This is a genomic window from Mangrovihabitans endophyticus, assembly GCF_014646155.1.
GTDB lineage: Bacteria > Actinomycetota > Actinomycetes > Mycobacteriales > Micromonosporaceae > Actinoplanes > Actinoplanes endophyticus.
Map to the genome: position 1 here is coordinate 50,677 of NZ_BMMX01000028.1, position 23,560 is coordinate 74,236.

General features: G+C 73.6%; 15 protein-coding genes and 2 pseudogenes. 5 read left to right on the forward strand and 12 right to left on the reverse strand.

Annotated elements, in window-relative coordinates:
* Positions 1-36: 36 nt before the first annotated feature.
* The 6 genes and pseudogenes from IEY73_RS23930 to IEY73_RS23955 form a co-directional block, all read right to left on the reverse strand.
* The gene (locus IEY73_RS23930; protein WP_189081551.1) at positions 37-1,296 is read right to left on the reverse strand and encodes an alpha/beta fold hydrolase; all 1,260 of its coding nucleotides are present in this window, start codon (positions 1,294-1,296) and stop codon (positions 37-39) included.
* A 57-nt stretch (positions 1,297-1,353) separates the two neighbouring features.
* Positions 1,354-1,833: a GNAT family N-acetyltransferase gene (locus tag IEY73_RS23935; protein ID WP_189081552.1), complete on the reverse strand. Its 480-nt coding sequence runs from the start codon at positions 1,831-1,833 to the stop codon at positions 1,354-1,356.
* A 98-nt stretch (positions 1,834-1,931) separates the two neighbouring features.
* Positions 1,932-2,220 (reverse strand): annotated as a pseudogene (locus IEY73_RS34535) (SAM-dependent methyltransferase); the annotation flags it as partial.
* Positions 2,221-2,660: 440 nt separating this feature from the next.
* Positions 2,661-3,173, reverse strand: a pseudogene (locus tag IEY73_RS34275) (class I SAM-dependent methyltransferase); the annotation flags it as partial.
* 349 nt (positions 3,174-3,522) lie between these two features.
* Positions 3,523-5,082, reverse strand: coding sequence for an HNH endonuclease signature motif containing protein (locus tag IEY73_RS23950; protein WP_229716095.1), 1,560 nt, complete (start codon positions 5,080-5,082; stop codon positions 3,523-3,525).
* A 560-nt stretch (positions 5,083-5,642) separates the two neighbouring features.
* Entirely contained in the window at positions 5,643-7,652 is a 2,010-nt protein-coding gene (locus IEY73_RS23955; protein ID WP_189081554.1) for a M6 family metalloprotease domain-containing protein, read from the reverse strand.
* Positions 7,653-7,768: 116 nt separating this feature from the next.
* Between IEY73_RS23955 and IEY73_RS23960 the strand changes: the two genes are divergently transcribed.
* Positions 7,769-8,986 (forward strand): PucR family transcriptional regulator, encoded by a 1,218-nt coding sequence (locus IEY73_RS23960; protein ID WP_189081555.1) that lies wholly within the window; start codon positions 7,769-7,771, stop codon positions 8,984-8,986.
* The gene (locus IEY73_RS23965; protein WP_189081556.1) at positions 8,983-9,852 is read left to right on the forward strand and encodes a DUF72 domain-containing protein; all 870 of its coding nucleotides are present in this window, start codon (positions 8,983-8,985) and stop codon (positions 9,850-9,852) included. Before IEY73_RS23960 ends, IEY73_RS23965 begins: the two co-directional genes overlap by 4 nt.
* Before the next feature lie 30 nt (positions 9,853-9,882).
* Here the strand turns inward: IEY73_RS23965 and IEY73_RS23970 are convergent, their stop codons facing one another.
* From IEY73_RS23970 to IEY73_RS23990, 5 genes are read right to left on the reverse strand one after another with little or no spacing between them, the layout of a single operon-like run.
* The gene (locus IEY73_RS23970; RefSeq protein ID WP_189081557.1) at positions 9,883-10,707 is read right to left on the reverse strand and encodes a sulfotransferase family protein; all 825 of its coding nucleotides are present in this window, start codon (positions 10,705-10,707) and stop codon (positions 9,883-9,885) included.
* Entirely contained in the window at positions 10,697-12,310 is a 1,614-nt protein-coding gene (locus IEY73_RS23975) for an oligosaccharide flippase family protein (protein ID WP_189081558.1), read from the reverse strand. Before IEY73_RS23975 ends, IEY73_RS23970 begins: the two co-directional genes overlap by 11 nt.
* Positions 12,307-13,254, reverse strand: a complete 948-nt coding sequence (locus IEY73_RS23980; protein ID WP_189081559.1) for a Wzz/FepE/Etk N-terminal domain-containing protein — start codon at positions 13,252-13,254, stop codon at positions 12,307-12,309. The genes IEY73_RS23975 and IEY73_RS23980 overlap by 4 nt, the downstream gene beginning before the upstream one ends.
* A gap of 23 nt (positions 13,255-13,277) precedes the next feature.
* Positions 13,278-14,723: an O-antigen ligase family protein gene (locus tag IEY73_RS23985; RefSeq protein ID WP_189081560.1), complete on the reverse strand. Its 1,446-nt coding sequence runs from the start codon at positions 14,721-14,723 to the stop codon at positions 13,278-13,280.
* The gene (locus IEY73_RS23990; protein WP_189081561.1) at positions 14,720-16,129 is read right to left on the reverse strand and encodes a glycosyltransferase family 4 protein; all 1,410 of its coding nucleotides are present in this window, start codon (positions 16,127-16,129) and stop codon (positions 14,720-14,722) included. Before IEY73_RS23990 ends, IEY73_RS23985 begins: the two co-directional genes overlap by 4 nt.
* Before the next feature lie 695 nt (positions 16,130-16,824).
* Here IEY73_RS23990 and IEY73_RS23995 point away from each other — a divergent pair.
* From IEY73_RS23995 to IEY73_RS24005, 3 genes are read left to right on the forward strand one after another with little or no spacing between them, the layout of a single operon-like run.
* Complete coding sequence (locus tag IEY73_RS23995; RefSeq protein WP_189081562.1) at positions 16,825-18,279, forward strand: FAD-linked oxidase C-terminal domain-containing protein; 1,455 nt, start codon at positions 16,825-16,827, stop codon at positions 18,277-18,279.
* Positions 18,279-19,478 (forward strand): FAD-binding oxidoreductase, encoded by a 1,200-nt coding sequence (locus IEY73_RS24000; protein ID WP_189081563.1) that lies wholly within the window; start codon positions 18,279-18,281, stop codon positions 19,476-19,478. The genes IEY73_RS23995 and IEY73_RS24000 overlap by 1 nt, the downstream gene beginning before the upstream one ends.
* On the forward strand, positions 19,478-20,803 hold the full coding sequence (locus IEY73_RS24005) for a (Fe-S)-binding protein (protein WP_189081564.1): 1,326 nt from the start codon (positions 19,478-19,480) through the stop codon (positions 20,801-20,803). The genes IEY73_RS24000 and IEY73_RS24005 overlap by 1 nt, the downstream gene beginning before the upstream one ends.
* Here IEY73_RS24005 and IEY73_RS24010 read toward each other — a convergent pair.
* Complete coding sequence (locus IEY73_RS24010) at positions 20,790-23,057, reverse strand: rhamnogalacturonan lyase family protein (protein ID WP_189081565.1); 2,268 nt, start codon at positions 23,055-23,057, stop codon at positions 20,790-20,792. The genes IEY73_RS24005 and IEY73_RS24010 overlap by 14 nt on opposite strands.
* Positions 23,058-23,560: the final 503 nt, after the last annotated feature.

Below are 23,560 nucleotides of genomic sequence, written 5' to 3' on the forward strand. Positions count from 1 at the left end.
CCGCTGACCCGCTCCGCGCGGAGCCCGGCCTGCTCCTCAGCGGCGGCCCGCGGCCATGTCCATCAGGTGGCCCAGCACCTGCGCGCCCGCCGTGCGCAGACCGTCGTGCTGGTGTTCGTTGGTCACCCAGGTGCGCACGTTACCCACCGCCGCCGCCGTCTCCAGCGACAGGTCCGCGTCCACGTACATGTCCTCGGCGTAGACCGCCGCCAGCACCGGCACCTCGTTGGACGCCAGCCGCTCCCGGTCGTACAGCAGCGGCCAGTCGGCGGCGTTCGCCAGCAGGTCGGCCGCGTGCGCGAACGGGCGCAACGCGGCGATCTCGGCGAACATCCACGGGTACATCATCTCGCCGGTGAACAGCAGTGGGTCGGCGTCCGCCGCGAACCGCGGATGCTCGCCGATGGCCCGCGACGCCGCCCATCCGGTCGGCACGGCGCCCTGCCCGTACGTGTACTCCTGCAACGCGAACAGCGGCGTGTCGACGAAGCCGGTCGCTTCCATCACCGCGTACCGGAAGGTGTCGGACAGCTCGTCGCCGTGCCAGACTTCGTCCAGCAGCCAGTGCAGCCGGGCGTACCCGTCACTCATCCCGAACGCGTTGCCCAGCAGCCGGAACCGGCCCACGCTGAGCCGGTCGCCGTCCGGCAGGCGCACGTCGTCGGCGGCCAGCCGGTCCGCGATCCGCCGCACCGCCGCCACGTCGGCCGGGAACGACCGGTAGAACTCCGCGTTCTTCGCCGCCACCCGCGGGTACGTCCGCGCGTACACGTCGTCCGCGGTCGCGGTCAGGCTCGGCAACCCGCCGGTGACATAGCAGGTCCGCAGGCCCTGCGGGGCCGCCGACAGGTACGCCAGGGTGACGAACCCGCCGTAGCTCTGCCCCAGCGTGTCCCAGGCCGCGCCGCCTGCCAGCCGTGCGCGCAACACCTCCGCGTCCGCCACGATGCTGTCCGCGCGAAAATGCTTGAGGTACGCGGCCAGCCGCTCGCCCGGCATGCCGCGCACCGTCCGGGCGGTGATCGGCGTGCTGCGCCCGGTGCCGCGCTGGTCGAGCAGCAGCACCCGGTGGGTGCGGGTGGCGTGGCCCAGCCACGATTCGGCGCGCAGCGGCCGCGGCGCCTTCCCGCCCGGCCCGCCCTGCAGGAACAGCAGCCAGGGCAGCTCGTCACGGCCCCGGTCGGCGGCCACCACTTCACGGGCGAACACCTCGATGGTGTCGCCACCCGGCCGAGCGTGATCGAGCGGCACGGTGACGGTGTGATCGACGAACGTGAGCCCCGGATGCGCGATCATGCGCGCGAGTGTACGGCCTGTCCGGCCCTCGGCGGGTGGTCGCCGGCGCTACCACGCTCAGCTCAGCGGCTTGCGCATCTGCTGGGTCACCACCGTGTAGCCGGCCGTCTCGTACAGCCGGATCGCCGGTTCGTTGTCGCCGAAGACGTTGAGCTCCAGCCCGGTCGCGCCGCGGTCGCGTGCCGTCCGCTCCGCCAGCGCCAGCAACGCCCGGCCGTACCCCACGCCCCGGTGCGCCTCGAAGATCTCGAAGTCGTACAGGAACGCGCACCCGGGCGCGCCACGCGGGTGCGTCAGCCCCAGCCAGGCCACTCCCACCGGCGTGCCGTCCGGACGCGTGCCGGTCAGGAACAGCATGCCGTCGGTATCCTGGCCGTCCGGCATCAGGGCGTCGTTCCCGGTACGGGCCAGCTCGACCGCCTCGTCCGCCGCCCAGACCCCCGCCTCGACCTGCGCCAGCGCGTAGCTTTCGTCCACCGCCCGGCGCCACGTCGCGAACTCGGGCGGCGTCATGGCCCGCACCCGCACCTCGGTCATGGCGCTCGCACCCCGGTCATGGCGCTCATCGTGGCAGACGGACGCCGTCCCGGCGCGTGGACGGTGCCGCGCGGGCGCGTGGACGGCGCCGTGCCGGCGCGTGGACGGCGCCGTGCCTCGATCAGGGTGCGGGTCGAATGCGCCACGAACACCCCATGCCCTCGTAGGTGAGCGTCCATCCGGCGCAGCGCATCGCGGTACCGCGCAACGGTGAAGTCCGGCACCCACCACACGCACTTGCGCAGCAGATAGACCACCGCACCGACGTCGAAGATCTCCATCCGGCAGCGGGCGGTGCGCAGGTCGACAACGCGCAGCCCGGCCAAGGTGGCCGCGGCGGCCTCGCGGTCCGGGTCGCGGTCCGAATCGCGGTCCGGGTCGCGGTCCGGGTCGCGGTCCGGATCACGGTCCGGGTTCCCGACCGAACGGCCGGCCGGGTCTCGCTCCCGACCCGAGCTACCAGCCCGATCCCGATCCGACGTACCGGCCCGGCGACCGACTCGCGCCCCCTCCTGCTCCCGCGCCTGCCCCTGCCCCCGTGCCCGCGCCCGCGCCTCCCCCTGCCCCCGCGCCTGCCCCTGCCCCCGTGCCCGCGCCTCCCCCTGCCCCCGCGCCTGCCCCTGCCCCCGTGCCCGCGCCTGCTCCCGTGCCCGCGCCTGCTCCCGCGCCCGCGCTCGCGCTCGCGCCCGATCCTCGTCCCGCGCCTGCTCCCGTGCCCGATCCTGCCCCCGCGCCTGCTCCTGCTCTTGCCGCCGGTCCTGCTCCTGCTCTTGCCGCCGGTCCTGCTCCTGCTCTTGCCGCCGGTCCTGCTCCTGCTCTTGCCGCCGGTCTTGCTCCGGCACGGAGCCACGGCTCGTACGCGGTAGCGGCCCGCGGAACCACTCGATCAGCTCGAACGCTGACGCCGGTCCCACATGCTGCGCCAGATATGTGCCGTCGTCCGCGAGCACCCGGGCGATCTCCGGCCAGTCCGGCGCCACCGGGTGCCGGCTCGTGACCAGGTCGAACGCCGCATCCGGCACCGGCAGCGGACATCCGGGCGCAGCGTCGAGCACCCGCACGCCGCGCGGTGTGAGCAGCCGTCGTGCGCGCTCCGCGTTAGGCGCCCAGCCTTCGGTCACCACCATGGTGGGCGGCAGGACTGGTGCCTGCGCCACAATCTCCCCGCCGCCGGTGTCGAGGTCGAGCGCCGCCGACGCGGACGCGTACCGGGCGGCAGCCAGGCGCGCATACCCCCATGGCGGCCGCTCCTCGGTGGCCCGGCCATCGAGCCACCCGAAGTCCCAACCGGACACGTCGACGGCGGCGGCCTCGTCGACGAGTTCCTCGAAGGTCCGCACACGATCAGAATGCCGAGGCGGTCAACCGGATTGCCGTAGCGGCCGACCAGATTGCCGCAGCGGCCGACGACCGGATTGCCGTAGCGGCCGACCGGGACACCGAGACGGCCACCGCAACGACGACCGCACGCGCAGCGAGCCACGCGCACAACAAGCCAGACGGGCGCAGGAGCCCAGGCAGCCAGGCAGCCAGACGCGCACAACAAGCCAGACGCGCACAGGAGCCCAGGCAGCCAGACGCGCACAACAAGCCAGATCCACGGCGGACCGCACGCACAGTGAGCCGAGGCACGCAGCGAAACCACGCGCGGCGCGAGGCGACTGCACCCCGGGCCACGCGCGCCCTAGATCACCTGCGCAACGGGTAGTGATTGCGGCGGACGGGCTGCCGGTCCGGGTGGCTGCCCAGATGTGGCGGCGGACGGTACTGCGGATGTCCGTCGGGTGCGAGGCTCACCTGCCACGCCTCGCGGTGCACCAGCCGATGATGATAGCCGCACAGCAATGCCAGATTCCCCAGGCTGGTCGATCCGCCGTCGGCCCAGTGGACGATGTGGTGGCCGTCGCACCACCTCGGCGGCCGGTCACATCCCGGGAAGGTGCACCCCTGATCGCGCACCACCAACGCCCGACGCAATGCGCCCGTTGCCAGTCGGCGCGCACGCCCCACGTCCAGTACCTGTCCGTCGCCGTCGAGCACCACCGGCACCAACCGGGCATCGCAGGCCAACTGCCGCACCGTGTCGCCGTCCACCCGCTCCCCACCGTCCAATGTGCCGACGCCGAGCTTCTGTGCGAGCACGTCGAACGGCACCGTCACGGCAAGCTGTGGCCGGTCCCCACCATCGGCGGGCAACTCGGCCGCCCGCAACGCGAGCCGGCACACGTCGACCAACGCGTCGGCACGACGCTGTCCGGGCGTACGCGCATCTGCCGGGTGCTCCCCGACCGAGCCGGCGCCGACGCCTGTGCCATGGCCGCCGCCTGTCTCATGGCCAACATCCGTACCGTGGTCGCCGCCTGCGCCATGGCCGACATCCGGACCATGGTCGCCGCGGCTGCCAGCGATGCCGTTCGGGCCGCCCTCCCCACCCGGACCGCCCCCACGAGAACCGCACTCGCCGCCCTGCGAGCCGCCGCCCGGACCAGCACCCGGCGAGCTGCCGCCCTGCGAGCTGCTGCCCGGCGAGCCGCCACCCGGCGAGCCGCCGCCGCCACGTGTGCGGGCTCGGGTGGTTCGCGGGCTGCACAACGGCTCCAACGCCGCCGAGACCGTCGCCGCCTCGGTCACACCCAGCACGCCCCGCAGCCGTACCCGCCCGTCCCCGGCCGGACTGAGCGTCAGGAACCGGTCCCGCTCGGCCCGGCGATCCGCCCGCCGCAACGCCTCCCGCTCGACGCGCTCGGCCACTTCCGGCGCCACATGCTCCAGCACCCGCCCGGCAGCCCGCTGCAACTGCCCGGGATCCAGCTCCGGCGCCCACCCCACGAGCACCCGCTCTGCCTGATCCACCAGCGTGGCCGGCACGTCGGCGTGCGCGACCAGGTCATGCACGCACGAGCCGACCACCGTGACCTGATCCTCACCCACCCGACCGGCCACCAGCGCCGCATCGAGCACCGGCCGGGCCTCCACCGTCCGCGCCTGCTCCACCAGGCGACGCGCGCGCCCGCCGCTCACCCGCAAGCGCCGGCTCAGCCAGGAAACCGTTGAGCTGGCCTGCTGCGCCGACGCCACATTGCGCGCGTCAACCTCCCGCACCAGATGCAACAAGGCCGCGTGCACCGCTTGAGCAGCACCCTGCACGGCCTGCAAAGCCTCGACCACCTCACCGTCGGACAACGGCCAGACCGACGCGTGCGCGCACCCCGCCGCCGCGGCCACCAACTGCTCCCACTCGTCTCGCACACGGATACATTCGCACATACGTACGACAAGAATGGCCCTTTGGATCTTGGTAACGTGCCCATCGGGACCTCAATCCGACCGGCAAGGGTAAGGACCAGCGCCCCGGTGAGCCGGAAGCGCATATGCGTCGAATTCCGGCACGCATGCGGCGACATGCGCGAGGCGAGCTTCGACACGGCCGGCCCAGGACATGGCAGCCTCAGGACGATCCGGCGCACACCACGGCCGTCCCGCACAGACCCAGCCGCACACCACGCCTGTCGCGCACAGACCCAGCCGCACACCACGGCTGTCGCGCACAGACCCAGCCGCACACCACGGCTGTCGCGCACCGCTCAGCCGTCGCGGAGGGCTGTGTTCGGGACGTCGTGTCGGTCCTGAGCTACGGCTGAGCCGAAGGAAGCAGCCCTCGACGACGGCCAGCAACGGCAACACGGCCGGCCGACACGACGCCAGCCGAACACCCGAGGACAACCGGCCAACACGACGCGGCCGGCAACGGCAACACGGCCGGGCCCACGATGGCGGCCGGGCACCCGGACGGATGCCCGGCCGCTCCGCTACGACTTGTCCACCCGGCACTGCCTCGTCGCGGTCGCCGACGGGTCCGACTCCGAGGTCGCCGTCAGCTTCACGAAACCGGTGTCCGCCGCGTCCGTGCTCGCCGCCACCGCCACGTCCACCGTGGTGCGCGCGCCGAACTTCGCCGTCGCCAGCGCGTTCGGCAGGGCCACCCGCCAGCCCCGGCCCGCCACGTCCGCGGACAGCCGGTAGACGTCCGAGGTTGTGTACGCCGTCACGTCCTCCGGGTGCTGTTGACCGCCCGCCGAGTAGGCGCCCGTGTTGGTCAGGTCGAACGTGCACCGTACGCCTCGGTGGGTGGGCTTGCCCCCGGAGGTGACCGTGCCCTTGCCGAGGGTCACGCCGTGGGTGCTCGGGCCACCGGAACCGTCCAGCGACCGTACCGCGACGGTGTAGGTAAGCACGCCGGTCCGGTCGCGGCGCACGCCGAGCGCGTAGAAGTGCAGCCGGTTCGCCTCGTCGACGTACTCGTATTCGCTGCCGGAGCGGGTTCCGGCGTGGAACAGCGCGTCGGACAGTTGCCGGTAGTCGCCCATGGTGATCTTTTGTGGCGTGCCGTCCGGCCGATAGAAGTCGATCATGTTGATGTCCTGCGGATTCGCGTCGATGGTCCACACGAACGGCGCCCGGTCGGCGTCCTTGGTCTTGCTGAGCATGACACCGGCGTCCGGGGTGAACGAGTCGGCGCCCATCCGGTCGATCACCTCGACGGTGTAGTTGTCGAAGCCGCCGCCGTCGCACAGCGGTTCGGCGGAGGTGTCGCAGGACGGTTCCCGGTCGGCGTCCATCGCCACGTTGAGCCCGGTCAGGCCGCGGGCGCCGGCGTCGACCTCGCGGGCGGTGACGGTCGCGACGATCAGGCCGCTGGATGACAGCGCCTGACGGGACAGCCGGAGCACGTTGCGCTCGTCCACCAGCCCGATTTTGGCCTTGTCCCGCAGGGTGTGCAGGGATCCCATGGATCCGCCCTGCACGGCGGGGATCTGCCAGCGGGTGTGCGGGCCGCCGGGCCCGTTGAAGGAGCCGCGGGACATCATGCTCCACGGCCCGGTGTACGAGCGGCGCAGCGGTGAGCCGTACGGGTTGTTGTAGTTGTCGCCGATGCTGAGCAGGTGGCTCAGCTCGTGCGCGTACGTGCCCTGGCCGGAGCTTTCCGCCTGGGTGGACGAGCCGCCGCCGGCGTTCGGCCAGATGGTGGCGGCCGACGCCCAGGACGTCCAGTCGACGTACCGGGTGGTGGCGTAGTTGGGCCGGCTGTCGTCGGGCGGCCCGAACGGCTCGGTGACCGCGTCCTTGCTGCCGAACTTCATCTCCCCGAACTCCTGCCAGGTGGACGATTCGTCCTGCCCGGCGGAGAGGATGAAGACCAGGTCGTACGCGTCGGCCACGGCATCGCCCACGTCGGCGCGCCAGGCGCCGAGCGCGTCGGTGCGGATGTTGCGGTTGCAGGTGTCACCGGTGGGGCACATGCCGGGGTTCATGTCGTTGGTGATGCCGTACTCGTAGGATTTGGCGGGCAGTTGGTAGGCGCCGAACGCGGTGAGATCCACGCCGTACCGTCCGCCGGAGTCCTGCATCCAGTATTCGTGCAGGGTGTGGCCGTGGTTGAGGGCGTTGGGGGTGTTCAGCAGGTCGCGGTAGTACCCCGGAACCTGCGCCCGGGTCAGGCCGGACACCGACGGCTGCGGGTTGCCGAAGAGGGTGGTGCCGGCCCGCCGGGTCACCACGAAGGGCTCGTCCGGGTAGTCCACGGTGACCAGGGCGATGTCGAAGTCGCGGACCGATCCGCGCACCGACGGGTCGGACCAGTCGGCGCCGGGTACCGCGACGAAGTCGTTCCACGTCATGCTGTCGGGGTTGGCCCAGTTCTGCGGGTCGACGACCGCGAACGGCCCGGTGGCCGGGTCGGCCGCGTGGGCCGTTCCGGCCGGTACGGCTGCGGTGGCGGTGACCGCGAGCAGTGCCGCGAGGGCGTACTTGAGCTGCATACTCCGGCAACGTAGGCGCGTCGCGCCGACCGGGATACGGACAGATGTCGGTCGCGCACCCGGGTGGCTTGCGACACCTGACGGACGCCAGCCCTTGAACCGACACCGGCCGATCGATGACCATCATTGCCATGGACGGGGACCTGCAAGCCATCGTGGACACCGTGGCCGGCCGGATCGGGCGGCCGGCGCTCCTTGAGGACCGTCATCAGCGCGTGCTGGCGTACAGCGCGCAGGCCGAGCCGATGGACACCGTACGCCGCTCGTGCATCCTGAGCCGGCGCGCCACCCCCGAGGTGATCGCCTGGCTGCGCGCCGCGGGAGTGCACCTGACCCGGACGCCGATGCGCACCCCGGCGGCGCCGGAGCTGGACCTGCTCCCGCGCGTCTGCGTGCCGATCCGGCACCACGACATGCTGCTGGGCTATCTGTGGTTCATCGACGCGGACCATTCACTGTCGGAGGCGCAAATCGGCGCCGCCGCGGCCGCGACGGTGGAGGTCTCGCGGCTGCTGGACCGCGCGGACCGGCTGCGGGACCTGGCATCGCTGCGGGCCGCGGAAGGCGCCCGGTCGCTGCTGTCCGACGATCCGCGGGTACGCGTGAAGGCCGCCGCCGACCTGCGGGCCGACTCGCTGATCGCGGACGGGCCGGTCACCGCGCTGGTGGTGCCCTGCGCGCCGGGCCGCGCCGACCAGACCGAACAGGTGCTGGTGCGCACGCGCCGTCGGCACGGCACCCGGTCCACCCTGCATCTGATCCGCCGCGACCACGGCATGCTGCTGGTGTGCGGCGCCGAACCGCGCCCGGTCGCCGACGACCTGGCCGCGGCGCTGACCGCCGCCCCGGGCACACCCCCGGCGGACCGGCCGGGCGGCGAGGCCGCGGTGGTGGTCGGCATGGGCCGGACCTATCCGCGGACGGCGGATGCGGCGGTGTCGTACGCGGAGGCGGTGCGGGCGGCCCGGGTGGGGGAGCGGATCCCCGGCCTGGGCGCCGTGGTGGCGTGGCCCGAGCTGGGTGTCTATCGGCTGCTCAGCATGGTGGAGCCGGAGGTGTCGGCGGTGCATCCGGGCCTGGCCGCGCTGCTGGCCGGTGACGCCGGCGGGGTGCTGGCCGCCACCCTGGAGACCTACCTCGACCTGGCCGGCAACGCGCACGCCACGGCCCAGCGGCTGCGGCTGCACCGGACCACGCTGTACTACCGGCTGCAGCGCATCGAGCACCTGGCCGGCACCGACCTGAAGGACGGCGGGGAACGGCTCTGCCTGCACCTGGCGCTCAAGATGGCCCGGCTGCGCGCGGAACCGGCTACGCTAACCTCCCAGCAATGAACCTGCACGTGGGATGCGCGATGTGGACCCATAAGGCGTGGCCGGGGCGGCTCCTGCCGTCCGGCCTGGGCACCCACGAGCGGCTCCGGGCGTACGCGCGGTATTGCGACGCGGTGGAGGGCAACACCACCTTCTATGCGACGCCCGCCCGGGACACCGTGGTGTCCTGGGCGCAGCAGACCAGCGCCGGCTTCCGGTTCGTGCTGAAGCTGCCCCGCGTGCTCACCCACGACCGCCGGCTCACCGGCGCCGACGCCGAGCTGCGCGCGTTCCTGCACGCGGTGGAACCCCTCGGCCCGCGGGCCCACGCGCTGTGGATCCAGCTACCCGGCTCGTTCGGGCCGGGCGACGTGGACACCCTGGACCGGTTCCTGCGGCGGCTGCCGTCCGCCCACCGGTACGCCGTGGAGGTGCGGCACCGCGCGTTCTTCGACGAGCCGCGCGAAGCCGGGCGGCTCGAAGACGTGCTGAGCGTGGCCGGGGCGGAGTGGGTGCCGTTCGACACGACCGGATTCTTCGCTACCCCGCCGACCAGCGACGCCGAACGCGAGGCGTGGACCAAGAAACCGCGCCTGCCGTTGCGCACCCGCGCGCTCACCGACCGGCCGATCGTCCGCTATCTGGGCCGGGACGATCCGGATCGGACGGCGCAGGGCTGGCAGGGATGGGTGGGTGTGGTCGCCGGGTGGCTGCGGGAGGGCCGCTGCCCAACCGTCTTCGTGCACACCCCGGACAACGCCGACGCGCCGATGCTGGCCCGGCGGTTCCACGACGAGGTGCGCGCCCGGGTGCCGGAGCTGGCACCGCTGAGCGAACCGGAACCGGTGGACACCGCCCCGGCCGACGGGCAGGCGACCCTGTTCTGAGCCGGCCCGCCCCGTCTTGAGTCGCCCCCGTCACCCGCCGATCAGCCCGGCCAGCTCCGCCTGATCGGCCGCGAACTCCGCCGCCAGGCGTTCCCGCAGGGCCGGGGTGAGCTGCGACGGCCCGTCCACCTCCCGGCGCCGGGTGTGCCGTGCGAAGTCGTCCGGCGTGTGCCGGCGCAGGCCCAGGAAGTCCAGGATCCGGCCGTAGTCCGCGGTCAGCTCCTGCGTGCGCACCACCAGCACCCGCTCGGCGCCCACGTGCGCGTGCCATCGGCGCAGTTGCTCGGCGTACCGGCCCCGGGCCACATAGGAGAACTCGCGTCGCAGCCCCCGGCGCATCCGGTCCGGTTCGGCGTCCAGGGCGTCGGCGAACGACAGCGGTTCGAAGCCGCGGGCCCGCGCGTGCAGGTAGTGCGAGTAGGCCCGTTCCACCGGGTCGCGCACCAGCGCCACGAACCGGGCCTGCGGCAGCGCCGCCGCGGCGCGGGCGGGCACGTCCGGGTCGAACAGGTAGTACGGGCTGGCCTCGAAGGCGCGTACGTGCGGCGGGCGTACCGGGAAATGGGCCCGGTACCAGCGCAGCCCGCGCCGGTGGTGCAGGCTGAAGTACTGCAGTTCCTTGCCGGTGGCCGCGCGCACGTCCGGGTGGGCGGACAGGTAGTGGTACAGCGAGGTGGTGCCGCACCGCTGCGCGCCGATGATCAGGAACTCGGGCAGGGCGCCGAGCGGACCGGGCAGGGCGGCCCGCGCCCAGGCCCGGCCGGTGCGCACCGCCCCGCGTGCGGCGTCCCGGCGTGCGGCGTCCCGGCGGGCGGCCTCCCGGTGGCCGGCTGGTCGGGCACGCTCACGCCGCATCGGGCACCCCGCCCTTGTCCGCCCCACCGTCGTTCGCCCCGCCGTCGTTCGCCCCGCCGTCGTTCGCCCCGCCGTCGCTGGCCCCGCCGTCGCCCGCCGGGGCACGGCCGCCGCCGGACCGCCGCAGCAGCGACCGCAGCACCATCCGGTCCTCGCCGCTGAGGCCCAGCGCGGCCACCACGGCCAGGTAGACCACGCCGATCACGACCAGCCCGATCACCAGCGTGCCGGCGCCGCCCGGCAGCACGGCCCGCGCCGCCAGAGCGGCCAGCAGCGCGGCGGCGCCCGCGACCAGGCCCTTGCCCAGGCCGCGGGTGAACGGCAGCGCGCCGGTCAGCCGGCGCACCTGGAGCACCCGGGCGGTGTTCACCGCGGCCAGCGACACCGCCCAGGCCACCGCCGCACCGACGATCCCGTACGCCGGGATGAGCACCAGGTTGAGCAGCACGTTGAGCAGCAGCGCGGCGACGTTGTCCCCCATGTTCACGGCCACCCGCCCGCTCATGTTGAGCACCGTGCCGCACGGCCCGGTGGCCGCGTTCACCAACTGTCCCGCCGCGAGCACCACGGTGACCGCGGCGCCGGTGGTGAACTCGTCGCCGAACAGCGCCAGCAGCTCGCCGGGGAAGGTCAGCAGCGCGGCGAACGCGGGCAGCGACAGCCGCACGATCCACCCGGTGACCGCGCCGTAGACCCGGCGCACCCCGTCGACGTCGGCGCGGTGGTGCAGGTGTGCCAGGTGCGGACCGAACGCGGCGTTCATCGGGGCCAGCACGAACACGGCCAGGGTGACCAGCCGGGTGGCCACGTTGTAGACGCCGATGTCCGGGCTGCCGAAGAATCCCAGTAGCAGCGTGTCGAGCCAGATCAGCCCGGTCGCGGACAGCGACGACAGCCAGCTCACGGTGGAGAACGAGAACAGCTCCCGCGGCCGGTACGCCGGGGCGACCATGCCGGGAGTGCGGGTCAGGGTGCGCATCCGGGCGCGCAGGGCGAGCAGCGCCAGCGCGGCGGCCGACCAGCCGGCCCCGGCGACCGCCCAGAACGCCCCGGTCAGTCCGGCGCCGACGGCCAGCAGCAGGGCGGTCAGCGCCAGCCGGCAGGCCGGCTCATACACCTGGCCGATCAGGGTGAACGCCCGCTGGCTGCGCCACCCGCGGGTGGCGGCGAGCGCCGCCTCGCACATGGTGGCCGCGGGCAGGGTGAGCGCCATCAGCCGCAGGCCGGTGGCCAGGCCGGGGTCGTGCAGCCGGACGGCCAGCCACGGCGCGGCCACCGCGAGCCCCGCACCCAGCACCGCCGCCGCGCCCGCCGAGATGGCCAGCCCCAGCCGCACCGTCCCGCGCACCGCGGCGGCGTCGCCGTCGGCCAGGTGCACCGCCACGAACCGGGTCAGCCCGGCCCGGAAGCCGGACAGCGCGAGCAGGCCGAGCAGTGACAGCGTCGCGTACGCCTGGGCGTACCGGCCGACCTGGCGCACGTCCAGCCACCGGGCGAGCAGCAGCAGCACGCCGAACACCGCGGCCTGCCCGAGGACCGCCCCGGCCAGGTTGAGCCCGCCGCCGCGGGCGACGCCGCGGATCGAGGCGGTGGCCGAGGTCACGGCGCCGGCTGCGAATTCCGCCGCGCGAGCACCTCCAGCAGGGCCACCAGCAGCACCGCGACCAGCAACCCGGCACCCGCCGCGGGCAACGCGGTCACCGCGATCGCACGCAGCCGGGACACCCCGGCCACCTCGCCCACGCTGCTCACCTGCGCCGGGTTGGCGGCCTGGGCCTGCGCGCGGGCCGCCTGCAGGTGCTGCCGGGCGTCGGCCAGCGCGCCGGTCGCCGCGTCCCGCTGCGCGATGAGCGCCTGGTAGCCGGGCAGCTTCGGGCCCAGCGCCGCCAGTTGCTTACGCCCCTCCTCCAGCACCTTCGCGGCGGCCTCGGCACCGCGGGTGTTACCCACCGCGGCCATGCTCAGCTCCTGCTGGCGCAGGTTGCTCTGCTCGCTGAGGGTGGCCTGGTAGAGCTTGTCCGGCTGGGAGACGTCGTTCGCCGACTCCCAGTCGGTGATCTTCTTGGTGGCCGCCTGCACGTCCCCCTCCGCGGCGGTCACCTGCTCGGTCGCCACGTCCACCTGAGAGGCGAACAGGAACGTCAGCGCGCGGCGGATCATCGACTCGGCGACCGGCGCGACACGGGCTCGGTCGGTGCCCGCGTACGTCAGGGTGAGCTGGCTGCTGGCGCCCACCTGCTCCACGGCCACGCCGTCGCGCACCGTGTCGGCCGGCACGCCGGTGTCACCGGCGACCTGATCCAGCACCTTCGGCGAGGTGGTGGCGGCGGCGAACGCCGCGACGAACTGGTTCGCCGCCTGCCCGCCGGTGTACTGCTGCGCGGCCACCCCGCCGACCAGGGCGGGCGCCGCCACGTAGGCGGTGACCTGGTAGCGCGCGGGCGTCAGAGCGACCACTGCCACCGCCACCGCGGCGGCCAGCACCGGCAGCCCGAGCAGGATCCACCACCGCTGCCGGGCCATGCGCAGATAGTCCACAGTCTCCATCTCTCCACCACATCCGAGCGGGTTCACGGCAGCCGAGCGGCCACCGGTGCCGCCGCCTGCCGCCGGGAAGCCGACGCGCCGGTGGCCGGCGCGCCGGTGGCCGAGGCGCCGGCAGCCAGGGCGACCGCCGCGAACGCCATCAGGTACCACAGGGTCGCCACGTTGGACAGCACGTTGGACACGGCGCTGACCGCCACGAACGCCACCGCGCAGCCGAGGAAGCCGATGGCCGCGCCGCGCCGCGCGCTGTCCGGCGGGGCGCGGCGCACCGCGCTCGCCGCCGCGCGCAGCATCAGGACCAGCATCGCCAGGTACGCCGCCAGGCCCAGCACGCCGGTTTCCACGTACGCGCGAAGGATGTCGTTGTGCGGCTTCTTGGCCTCCGCGGTCTGCGACTGGGTCATGTTCGGGCCGATGCCGGTGACCGGGTTGCGGCCGGCCAGCGACACGATCTGACCCCAGTAGTCCAGCCGCCAGTCCCAGGTGTTGCCGGTCGGCGCGCCGCCCGGCGCGCGGGCCTCGCCGAGCTGGGCGAAGCGGGCGCCGACCGCGGGCAGCGCGGCCAGCGCCAGCACCCCGGCCAGGCCGACCGCCAGCAGCAGCCGCGCGCTGCGTCGCACCGCCGCGACCACCAGCAGGCCCAGCGCCGCGGCGAGGATGGCGCCGCGGGTGTTGGTCAGCAGCAGCACCACTGCGGCGACCGCCAGCAGCACGCCGAGCAGCGGGCGCGCCCGGCCGGCGACGTGCCGGTGCACGGCGGCCCCGAAGATCAGCAGGAACATCAGGAACCGGCCGAGCGTGGTGGACTGGGCGAACGGACCACTGATCCGGGTGAAGCTGCCCTTCACCTCGGCCGGCGGGTGGCCCAGCGCCGACATCACCGCGGTGTACGCCAGGACCAGGGCGAGGGCGACGAAGCAGGCGACCAGCACGCGCCGGGCCATGCCACGCTCGGCGACCAACTGCTCCAGCACCAGGAACATCACCACGACGGTGAGGATGCGCAGCGCCTCCAGCATGCTCACGCCCAGCCGTTCCGCGCCCAGCGCACTGACCACCGCGGTGGCGCCCACCAGCAGCAGGCTCACGCCCAGCGGCGACACCCGCAGCCCACCGCCCCGGCGGGCACGGGCGGCCAGCCACAACCCGGCGGCCAGCAGGAACAGCACCGCCAGCAAAGTGGACGGGTCGAACGCCCGGCTCACCCCGCCGGCGTCCGCGCGGCCCGCGGCGGGCCCGCTCAGCTTCACCAGATCGACCATCGGACGCACCGCAAGCAGCACCAGCACGTACGCGGCAAAACGGGTCAGCGCCAGCAGCAGCACCGCGACGCCGATCAGGGCGGCCACCGGCACCGCGGCGGCCAGCATGCGCCCGGACTGCAGGCACACCGTGATCCAGGCGGCGACGGCGACGGTGAACACCGCGGCGGCACCGGTCAGCACCGGCGTCCAGCGCGCTGCGGTCATCCAGGCCTCCCCCGGCGAGACCGGGAGCCTACCAAGCTCAGATAGAGCCGCTCGACCTCCCGGGCGGCACCGTCCCAGGTGTACGCGGCGCGCAGGTGCGCGCCGTGCTCAAGCGCGCCGTGCCGCTCGGCCGCATCGCCGTCCAGCGCCTGGCTCAGGGCGCGGACCAGGTCGTCCTCGTCGCCGTCGCGGAACAGGCGGTGGCCCGGACCGTCCACGCCCAGCAGCTCCCGGTGCGGGGCGATGTCGCTGGCCACCAGCGGCAGCCCGTACGCGCCGGCCTCCAGCAGGGTGAGCGGCAGACCCTCCAGCCTCGACGGCTGCACGAACACGGCCGCGTTCGTGTACAGCTCGGCCAGCAGATCCTCGTACGCGAAACCGGTGAACACCACCCGCGGGTCGGCGGCGGCCACGGCGTGCAGGTGTCGCACGTACCCGTCGGTGAAGGCCGACCCGCCCACCACCGCGAGCCGCAGATCGGTGCGCACCCGGCGGAACGCGCGGATCAACATCTCGGCCGCCTTCTCTGGGACCAGGCGGCCGACCAGCAGCACATATCCGCCGGGCAGCAGGGCGAAGCGGTCGGTGATGGCGGCGGCGGGCACGCGACGCGGTTCGCCGACACCGTTGGGGATGTAACGCACCTCGCCGGGGAAGCGCTGCCGGTAGTGCGCCTCCAGGGTGCGTGACACCGCGACCCGGGCGTGCGGCACGTGCCCGCTCATCCAGTGCGCGGCGTCCAGCGCGGCCCGCGCCACCCGGCTCCACTTCGCCCGTTGCTGGTCCAGGCCGTGCGCGGTCTGCACCACCCGGACGCCGGACAGATATCGCGGCAGCGGCGCGACCAGGCCCGGACCCAGCCCGTGATAGTGCACGATGTCCGGGCGGTCACGCAGCGCGGCCACGGTGGAGGTGGCGGCGTGCACGATGGCGTCCAGATGCTTGCTGGCGACCGTGGGCACCGGGCGCAGGCGCACGCCACGATGCTGCAGCGGCGGACGATCCTCGTAGCTCCGTCGACAGTAGACGGTGACCTCGTGGCCGAGCGCGACGAGCCGGCTGCTCAACTCCTCCACGTGCCGCTCGATGCCACCATAGGTGGCCGGCACGCCCTTCTGCCCGATCATCGCGATGCGCAACGGACGCCACCCCGGGTCGGCAGGCCGCGTACTCTGCCGGGCGTAGCGCATCTCCGGGACGGCGCGATCCGTTGCCAAGCCGGCGTCGCGGGTCGCCGGGACGGCGTCGCTTTCCGGCGAGCGCCGCGGTCGGATCACCGCGGGACGCGGCGGGCCGGCGGCGAGGGCTTCCTCGCCGCCCGAGGCGTGCAGGTCGTGCAAGCTCAACGTCGCCCCCAGGGGTACGGAGGGTGGATCAAGGCTGGTGGCGGCGACGATCGTACGCATTCCGGCGACGCACGACGCACCCCGCCCCGGTCGATGGGCGTCGATTTACCACGTCGTTCACCCGCCGTACGCCAAGCGCCTACGCACCGGAGCCCACACGCCGGCCCGACACCCGACGCCGGCCACTCCCACTCCCAGCCGCGACGCCCCCACCACCCGCAGAGCCGAACCCCCGTCGAGCCCCCCACGCCCACCGCCGCCCCGGCCCGCCCCGCACGCCCCGCACGCCCAGCCCAGCCCCGCCGATCTTGGACCTTGGGGGCCCGCTTCGTAGAGGCGATTCGGACTTGTCCGACCGCGAACTCCATGATCGACGCGGGTGGCCCGCCCGACCCCGCCGATCTTGGACTTCTGGGTCAGACAAGTCGGTTATGACAGCGCTAATCCGGCACCCAAAGTTCAAGATCGGCGGGGCGGCACGAGCGGGACGCCGCGAACGGGACGGCACGAGCGGGACGCCGCGAACGGGACGGCACGAACGGGACGCCGCGAACGGGACGGCACGAACGGGACGCCACGAGCAGGGCGGCACGACGGGACGCCACGAGTAGGGCGGCACGACGGGACGCCACGGACGGTGCGCCACTCGCGAGCCGCTGCGGGCGGGCGTCTCTTGAACTCTGCGCTGCCGGGAGATTGACTGGGGGTCACCGTGCCGGTGACGGCGGGAGGTCGGCGATGATCGAGGGGCCCGGATGATCGAGGTGCTCGCGAACCGGATGCGCGCCATCCTGGGTCCCGGCCGGGTGATCAGCGACCGGCAGGAGTTGCGCACGTACGAGTGTGACGGCCTCGCCCACTACAAGGTCGTCCCCGCTCTGGTGGTGTTCCCGCACGATGCCGCCGAGTGCGCCGCCGTCGTCGGCGCCTGTGCGCAGGCCGGCGTGCCGTTCGTCGCCCGCGGTTCGGGGACCGGGCTGTCCGGCGGGGCGCTGCCACACGCCGACGGGGTGCTCGTGGTCACCGCGCAGATGCGCGACATCATCGAGGTCAGCGCCGCCGACGAGCGGGCCGTGGTGCAGCCCGGGGTGATCAACCTGCAGGTGAGCCGGGCCGCCGCCGCGGGCGGCCACTATTATGCGCCCGACCCGTCCAGCCAGCAGATCTGCTCGATCGGCGGCAACGTCGCGGAGAACTCGGGCGGGGCGCACTGCCTCAAGTACGGCTTCACCGTCAACCACGTGACGGGGGTGCAGGTGGTGACGCCGGACGGCGAGCTGGTGCGGCTCGGCGGGCGCGCGCCGGACGCTCCCGGGTACGACCTGCTCGGCGCGTTCGTCGGTTCGGAGGGCACGCTCGGCGTGGCCACCGAGGTGACGGTACGCCTTACCCGGCAGCCCGAGACGGTGCGCACGCTGCTGGCGGCGTTCGCCACGACCGACCAGGCCGGCGCCGCGACCAGCGCGATCATCGCCGAGGGGGTGATCCCGGCGGCGGTGGAGATGATGGACGCGCTGGCCATCGAGGCGGCGGAGGCGGCGGTGCGCTGCGGCTACCCGGCGGGCGCGGGCGCGGTGCTGATCGTGGAGCTGGACGGGCCGGCGGCCGAGGTGGACGCGCAGACCGAGCAGGCGCGCCGACTGTGCGAGCGCGCGGGCGCGTTCGAGGTCCGCGACGCGGCCGACGCCGCGGAACGCGCCCTGGTCTGGAAGGGCCGCAAGTCGGCGTTCGCCGCGGTGGGCCGGATCAGCCCGGACTACATCGTGCAGGACGGCGTCATCCCGCGGACGTCGTTGCCCGAGGTGCTGCATCGCATCGGCGAGGCGTCCGCGGCCCGCGGCGTGCGGGTGGCGAACGTGTTCCATGCCGGCGACGGCAATCTGCACCCGCTGGTGTTGTTCGACGACGCGGTAGCGGGCGAGGCGGAACGAGCCGAGCAGGTGTCCGGCGAGATCATCGACCTGTGCATCGAGTACGGCGGGTCGATCACCGGTGAGCACGGCGTGGGTGTGGACAAGGCCCGTTACATGCCACGCCAGTTCACCGCCGACGACCTGGACACCATGCAGCTCGTGCGGTGCGCGTTCGACCCGGACGGGTTGTCCAATCCGGGCAAGGTGTTTCCCACCCCGCGGCTGTGCGGGGAGGTGCCCGGACGGCGCACCGGCGCCCATCCGTTGCAGGAGGCCGGGCAGGCGGAGATCTTCTGATGACGGCGATCGACGAGCTGTCCCGGCCGGCCACCGACGCCGACGTGGTGGGCGGGGTGCCGGCCCGCCGGGTCGCCGCCCCGGCCAGCACCGATCAGGCCGCCGCCCTGATCGCGGAATCGGCGGGCCAGGCGGTCGTGGTCCGCGGCGGCGGCACCAAGATCGAATGGGGCACCCCGCCGGACCGCCTCGATCTGATCATCGACACGCATCGGCTGACCGGCGTGGTGGAGCACGCCGCGGGCGACCTGATCGCGGTGGTCCGCGCCGGCACCCCGCTGCACGAGCTGACGCTGGGCGATCAGCAGCTCGCGCTGGACGCGCCGCTGCCCGGCGCCACCGTCGGCGGCACCGTCGCGGCGAACCTCGCCGGACCGCGCCGGATGCTCTACGGCACCGCACGCGACCTGCTCATCGGCATCACCGTGGTGCGGCCGGACGCTGTGGTGGCGCGCAGCGGCGGCAAGGTGGTGAAGAACGTCGCCGGGTACGACCTGGGCAAGCTGTTCACCGGTTCGTACGGCACGCTCGGCCTGATCACCGAATGCGTGTTCCGGCTGCACCCGCGGGCTCCGGCCGCCGCCACGGTGACCTGCCGCGCGGGCGACCCGGACCGGGCGGGCCGGCTGCTGGCCGCGGTCCGCTCGGCCCAGGTGGCGCCGAGCGCGCTGGAGGTGGACGCCGAGCCGGGCCAGGAGATCACCATCGCGGCGCTGGTGGAAGGCACCCCGGACGGCGTACGGGCGCGGGCGGCGACGCTGTCCGGCCTGCTCGGCGGCGAACCCGGCAAGCCGGGCGTTGCTGGTGGAACCGGCGGCACACCGCCGTGGTGGGGGGTGCTGCCGTGGCCGGACGGCGGCGTCGGACTGAAGATCGGCGTGCCGTTGTCCGCCGTACCCGACGTGCTCCGCGCCGCCGCCGACGCCGGCGTCCGGATCCGCGGCTCGGCCGGCACCGGGGTGCTGTTCGGCGGCCTGCCGGGCGAACCGGCACGCGCCGCCGCCGACGCGGTGGCCGCGCTGCGCACCGCCGCGACGCTCGCCTCCGGACACCTGGTGGTGCTGACCGCGCCGCCGCCGGTGCGCGACCTGGCCGACATGTGGGGTCCGGTGCCCGGCCTGGCGTTGATGCGCCGGGTGAAGGACCGCTTCGATCCGGACCGCCGGTTCGCGCCGGGCCGGTTCGTGGGAGGCATCTGATGGAGATCCCCGCGTTCGACGCCGACCGTCCGCCGCGCGCCGACCTGCTCGCCGACTGCGTGCACTGCGGCTTCTGCCTCACCACCTGTCCCACGTACGTGCTGTGGGGCGCCGAGGCCGACTCGCCGCGCGGCCGGATCCACCTGATGGACCAGGGTGCCGGCGGGGAACCGTTGAGCCCGTCCATGGTGGAGCACTTCGATCGCTGCCTGGGCTGCATGGCGTGCGTGACCGCCTGCCCGTCCGGGGTGCGCTACGACACGCTGATCGAGGACACCCGGGCACAGGTCGAACGCCGGCATCCGCGCAGCGCCCGTGAGCGGGCGCTGCGCGCGGCCATCTTCGCGCTGTTCCCGTACCCGCGGCGGCTGCGGTTGCTGCGCGGGCCGCTGTGGGCGTACCAGGCGAGCGGGCTAGCCGCCCTGCTGGCGCGCAGCGGGCTGCGGGAGCGTCTCGGGCCCACCCTTGCCACGTTGGAGTCCCTCACCCCGCGGCTGCGCCGGGTGCCGCCGCCACCGCGCCGGGTACCCGCCCGCGGAAGCCGGCGCGCGGTGGTCGCGATGATCACCGGCTGCGTGCAGTCGGCCTTCTTTCCGCAGGTCAACGCGGCCACCGTACGAGTGCTGGCGGCCGAGGGCTGCGACGTGATCATCCCGCCCGCGCAGGGCTGCTGCGGCGCGCTCAGCACGCACAACGGACGCCGCGACGAGGCGCGCCGCTTCGCGCGGGCGATCATCGACGCGTTCCAGCCGCTGGACGTGGACGCGATCGTGATCAACGCCGCGGGGTGCGGATCGACGCTCAAGGAGTACGGCGAGTTGCTGGCCGGCGATCCGGCGTACGCGCAACGCGCCGCGGCCCTGGCGGGCAAGGTGCGCGACCTGTCCGAGCTGCTGGCCGAGCTGGGCCCGGTCGCGCCCCGGCATCCGCTGCCGGTCAGCATGGCCTACCACGACGCCTGCCATCTCGCGCACGCCCAGGGTGTCCGGGCGCAGCCGCGCGCCCTGCTGGCCGGCATCCCCGGCCTGGAGCTGCGTGAGATCGCCGACCCGGAGATCTGCTGCGGCTCGGCCGGGGTGTGGAATCTGCTGCATCCGGAACCCGCCGCCGAGCTGGGCGACCGCAAGGCCGCCGGGGTCCTGGCCACCGGCGCGGACCTGCTGGTGACGGCGAACCCCGGCTGCCTGATGCAGGTCGCCGCGGCGGCCCGCCGCCGGGGCGTCCCCCTCGCCTGCGCGCACACCGCGCAGGTGCTGGACGCCTCGATCCGGGGCCTGCCCGCGGAAACCCTCACGGAGCTGCCGGTTAGCCCTACGGCTGGGTGATGTCCGGCCGGGGCGGGGTTGCCATGTTCGCGCCGAGGAAGAAACTCGGGTGCGGCGGCTGGTTATAGGCGGTGTTCTGCCAGGCCAGCGCGGTGCGGTACTGGCTGTCCTGCAACAGGGTGGTGATCCGCCGGTCGGTCGCGATCGGCGTGGCGTAGATGCGCAGCGCCGTGTTGTCGGTGGTCGGCCAGATCACCTCCTCGCGCCAGTCGCCGAACAGGTCGCCGGACAGTGACGGGGTCGCCTTGGTGCCGTTGTTGGAGTGCACGTTCGACCCGGTCAGCAGCCGGGTGTCGGACGACGTGCCGTACTTGTCGATGTGCGTGCCGTCCAGCAACTCGCGCACCGGGTCGGCGTCCCACCAGGCCAGGAAGTTCGTCGACGACGGCTTGCGCGACGACACCACCGCGCCGGACGGGCTGCGCAGCCCGCTCTCCGATGACGACCACGACTCGGCGCCCGCGCTGCCGGCCCAGACGTCGCCGGAGACCCCGCGCCCGTTGTCGCCGTTCGGCGCGGTGGACCAGATCACCTGGCCGGTACGGGCGTCGGCGAACCAGGACGACGGCTTGCTGCCGTCCTCGTCCACCTTGAAGATCTCCAGACCGGGGCGGGACGGATCCAGGTCACCCACGTGCAGCGCGTCGCCGTGGCCGTTGCCGTTGTTCCACAGCTTGGCGCCGTTGTCGTCCACCGCCAGCGACCCGTACTCGACCTCGTCCCGGCCGTCGCCGTCCAGGTCGGCGATCGCGAGCTGGTGGTTGCCCTGCCCGGCGGTCCCCGAATTGGTCGAGCTGTTGCTGTCGAACGTCCAGCGCCGGGTCAGCGCCCCGCCGGTGAAGTCCCAGGCCACGATGACGGTACGGGTGTAATAGCCGCGCGCCATGATCAGGCTGGGGTGACGGCCGTCCAGGTACGCCGTGCCGGCCAGGAAACGGTCCACCCGGTTGCCGTACGAGTCGCCCCAGCTCGACACGTCACCACGCGGCGGCACATAGTCCACGGTGGACAGTGCGGCGCCGGTGCGCCCGTCGAACATGGTCAGGTATTCCGGGCCGCTCAGCACGTAACCGCTGGAGTTGCGGTAGTCGGCGCTGCCGTTGCCGATCACCTGACCGGTGCCGGAGACCGTCGCGTCCGCCGTCTTCATGGCCACCTCGGCGCGGCCGTCACCGTTGTAGTCGTACACCTGGAACTGCGTGTAGTGCGCCCCGGCGCGGATGTTGCGGCCCAGGTTGATCCGCCACAGCCGGGCGCCGCTCAGCTCGTACGCGTCGACGTAGACCGGGTCGGTGACGCCGGACTGAGAGTTGTCCTTGGAGTTCAGCGGGTCCCACTTCAGCACGATCTCCAACTGGCCGTCGCCGTCCAGGTCGCCGATGCTGGCGTCGTTCGCCGCGTACGCGGAGCTGTTCGGGTTCTGGATCGGCACGTCGAGGTAGCCGTTGGCGAACGTCAGGGAGGCCGCGGAGGCCGCCTGCTCGGCACCGTTCACCACCGCCCGTACGGTGTAGGAGGCGCTCGCCGCCGCGCCGGAGTCCAGATAATTGGTCGACCCGGTGATCGGCGAAGCATTGATCCGGGTGCCGCCGCGGTAGACATTGAACGCCACGCTGTCCGGGTCGCCGGCCAGCCAGCGCCAGCTCACCAGGTTGCCGCTGCCGGAGCGCACGCTGATCAGGCCGCGGTCCAACCGTTCCATCTGCCGGCCGGTGCCGCTCGTCGGCGGGCTGGTGGTCGGTGGAGTGGTGGTCGGTGGTGACGTCGGCCCGGTGGTGGGCGGCGTGGTCGGTGCGGTGGTGGGCGTGGTCGCACCGGTGCAGCCGACGCCGTTGAGCGCGAACGACGTCGGGTCGGTGTTGGCGCCGCTTGTCGCGCCGTTGAACCCGAAGCTGGTGGTGGCGCCGGTGCCGAGCGCGGCGTTGTAACCCGCGTCGCGCACCGTGACCTGTGCGCCGGACTGGCTGGCCACCCCGTTCCACAGTTGGGTGATCGTCTGGCCGGACGGGAACGTCCAGGTCAGGCTCCAGCCGTTCAGCGGGTCGCCGAGATTGGTGACGTCCACCGAGGCGCCGAAGCCGCCGGGCCACTCGTTGGTCACGGCATAGGTGACGCGGCATCCGGCGGCGGCGTGCGCATCGACGGCGACCAGGACGGCGGCACCGCAGGCGGCAGCAACGGCGGTGGCACCGAGGGCAGCCCTGGCAGCGGACCTCGCGGCGGGCCCGAGCGGGCCGGTAAGCGCTTTCCTCATGACGGCCTCACATCGATCGTCATCACATTCTGGGAGCGCTCCCAGCATGGTGCGTCGTCATCCGCGCGTCAAGCACCGGAAACACGACGGAAAACCCACCCCGCCCACACCGCCCACCCCACGTCCCACGCCCGGCACCGCACGCCCGGCACCGCACGCCCGGCGCCCCACACCCGGCACCGCACGCCCGGCGCCCCACACCCGGCGCCGGGCGCCCCCCACCCCACACCCGGCGCCGATCTTGGACTTCGTGGCCCACCATAGCCGCCTATAGCGAACTTTTCGGACCCCGAAACGTCAAGATCGACGGGGCAGGCACGGGCCGTGGCGTCGATCTTGGAGTTACTGTGTCCACCCTGTGCCTATATAGACGGTTTGTCCGGCCAACAAGTCCAAGATCGACGGGGCGGGGCGGGGCGGGGGCGGGGGCGGGCCGGGACGAGGGCGGGGCGGGGCCCGGGGGGGGCGGGACGGGGGCGGGACGGGCGGGGCCGGGCCGGGAC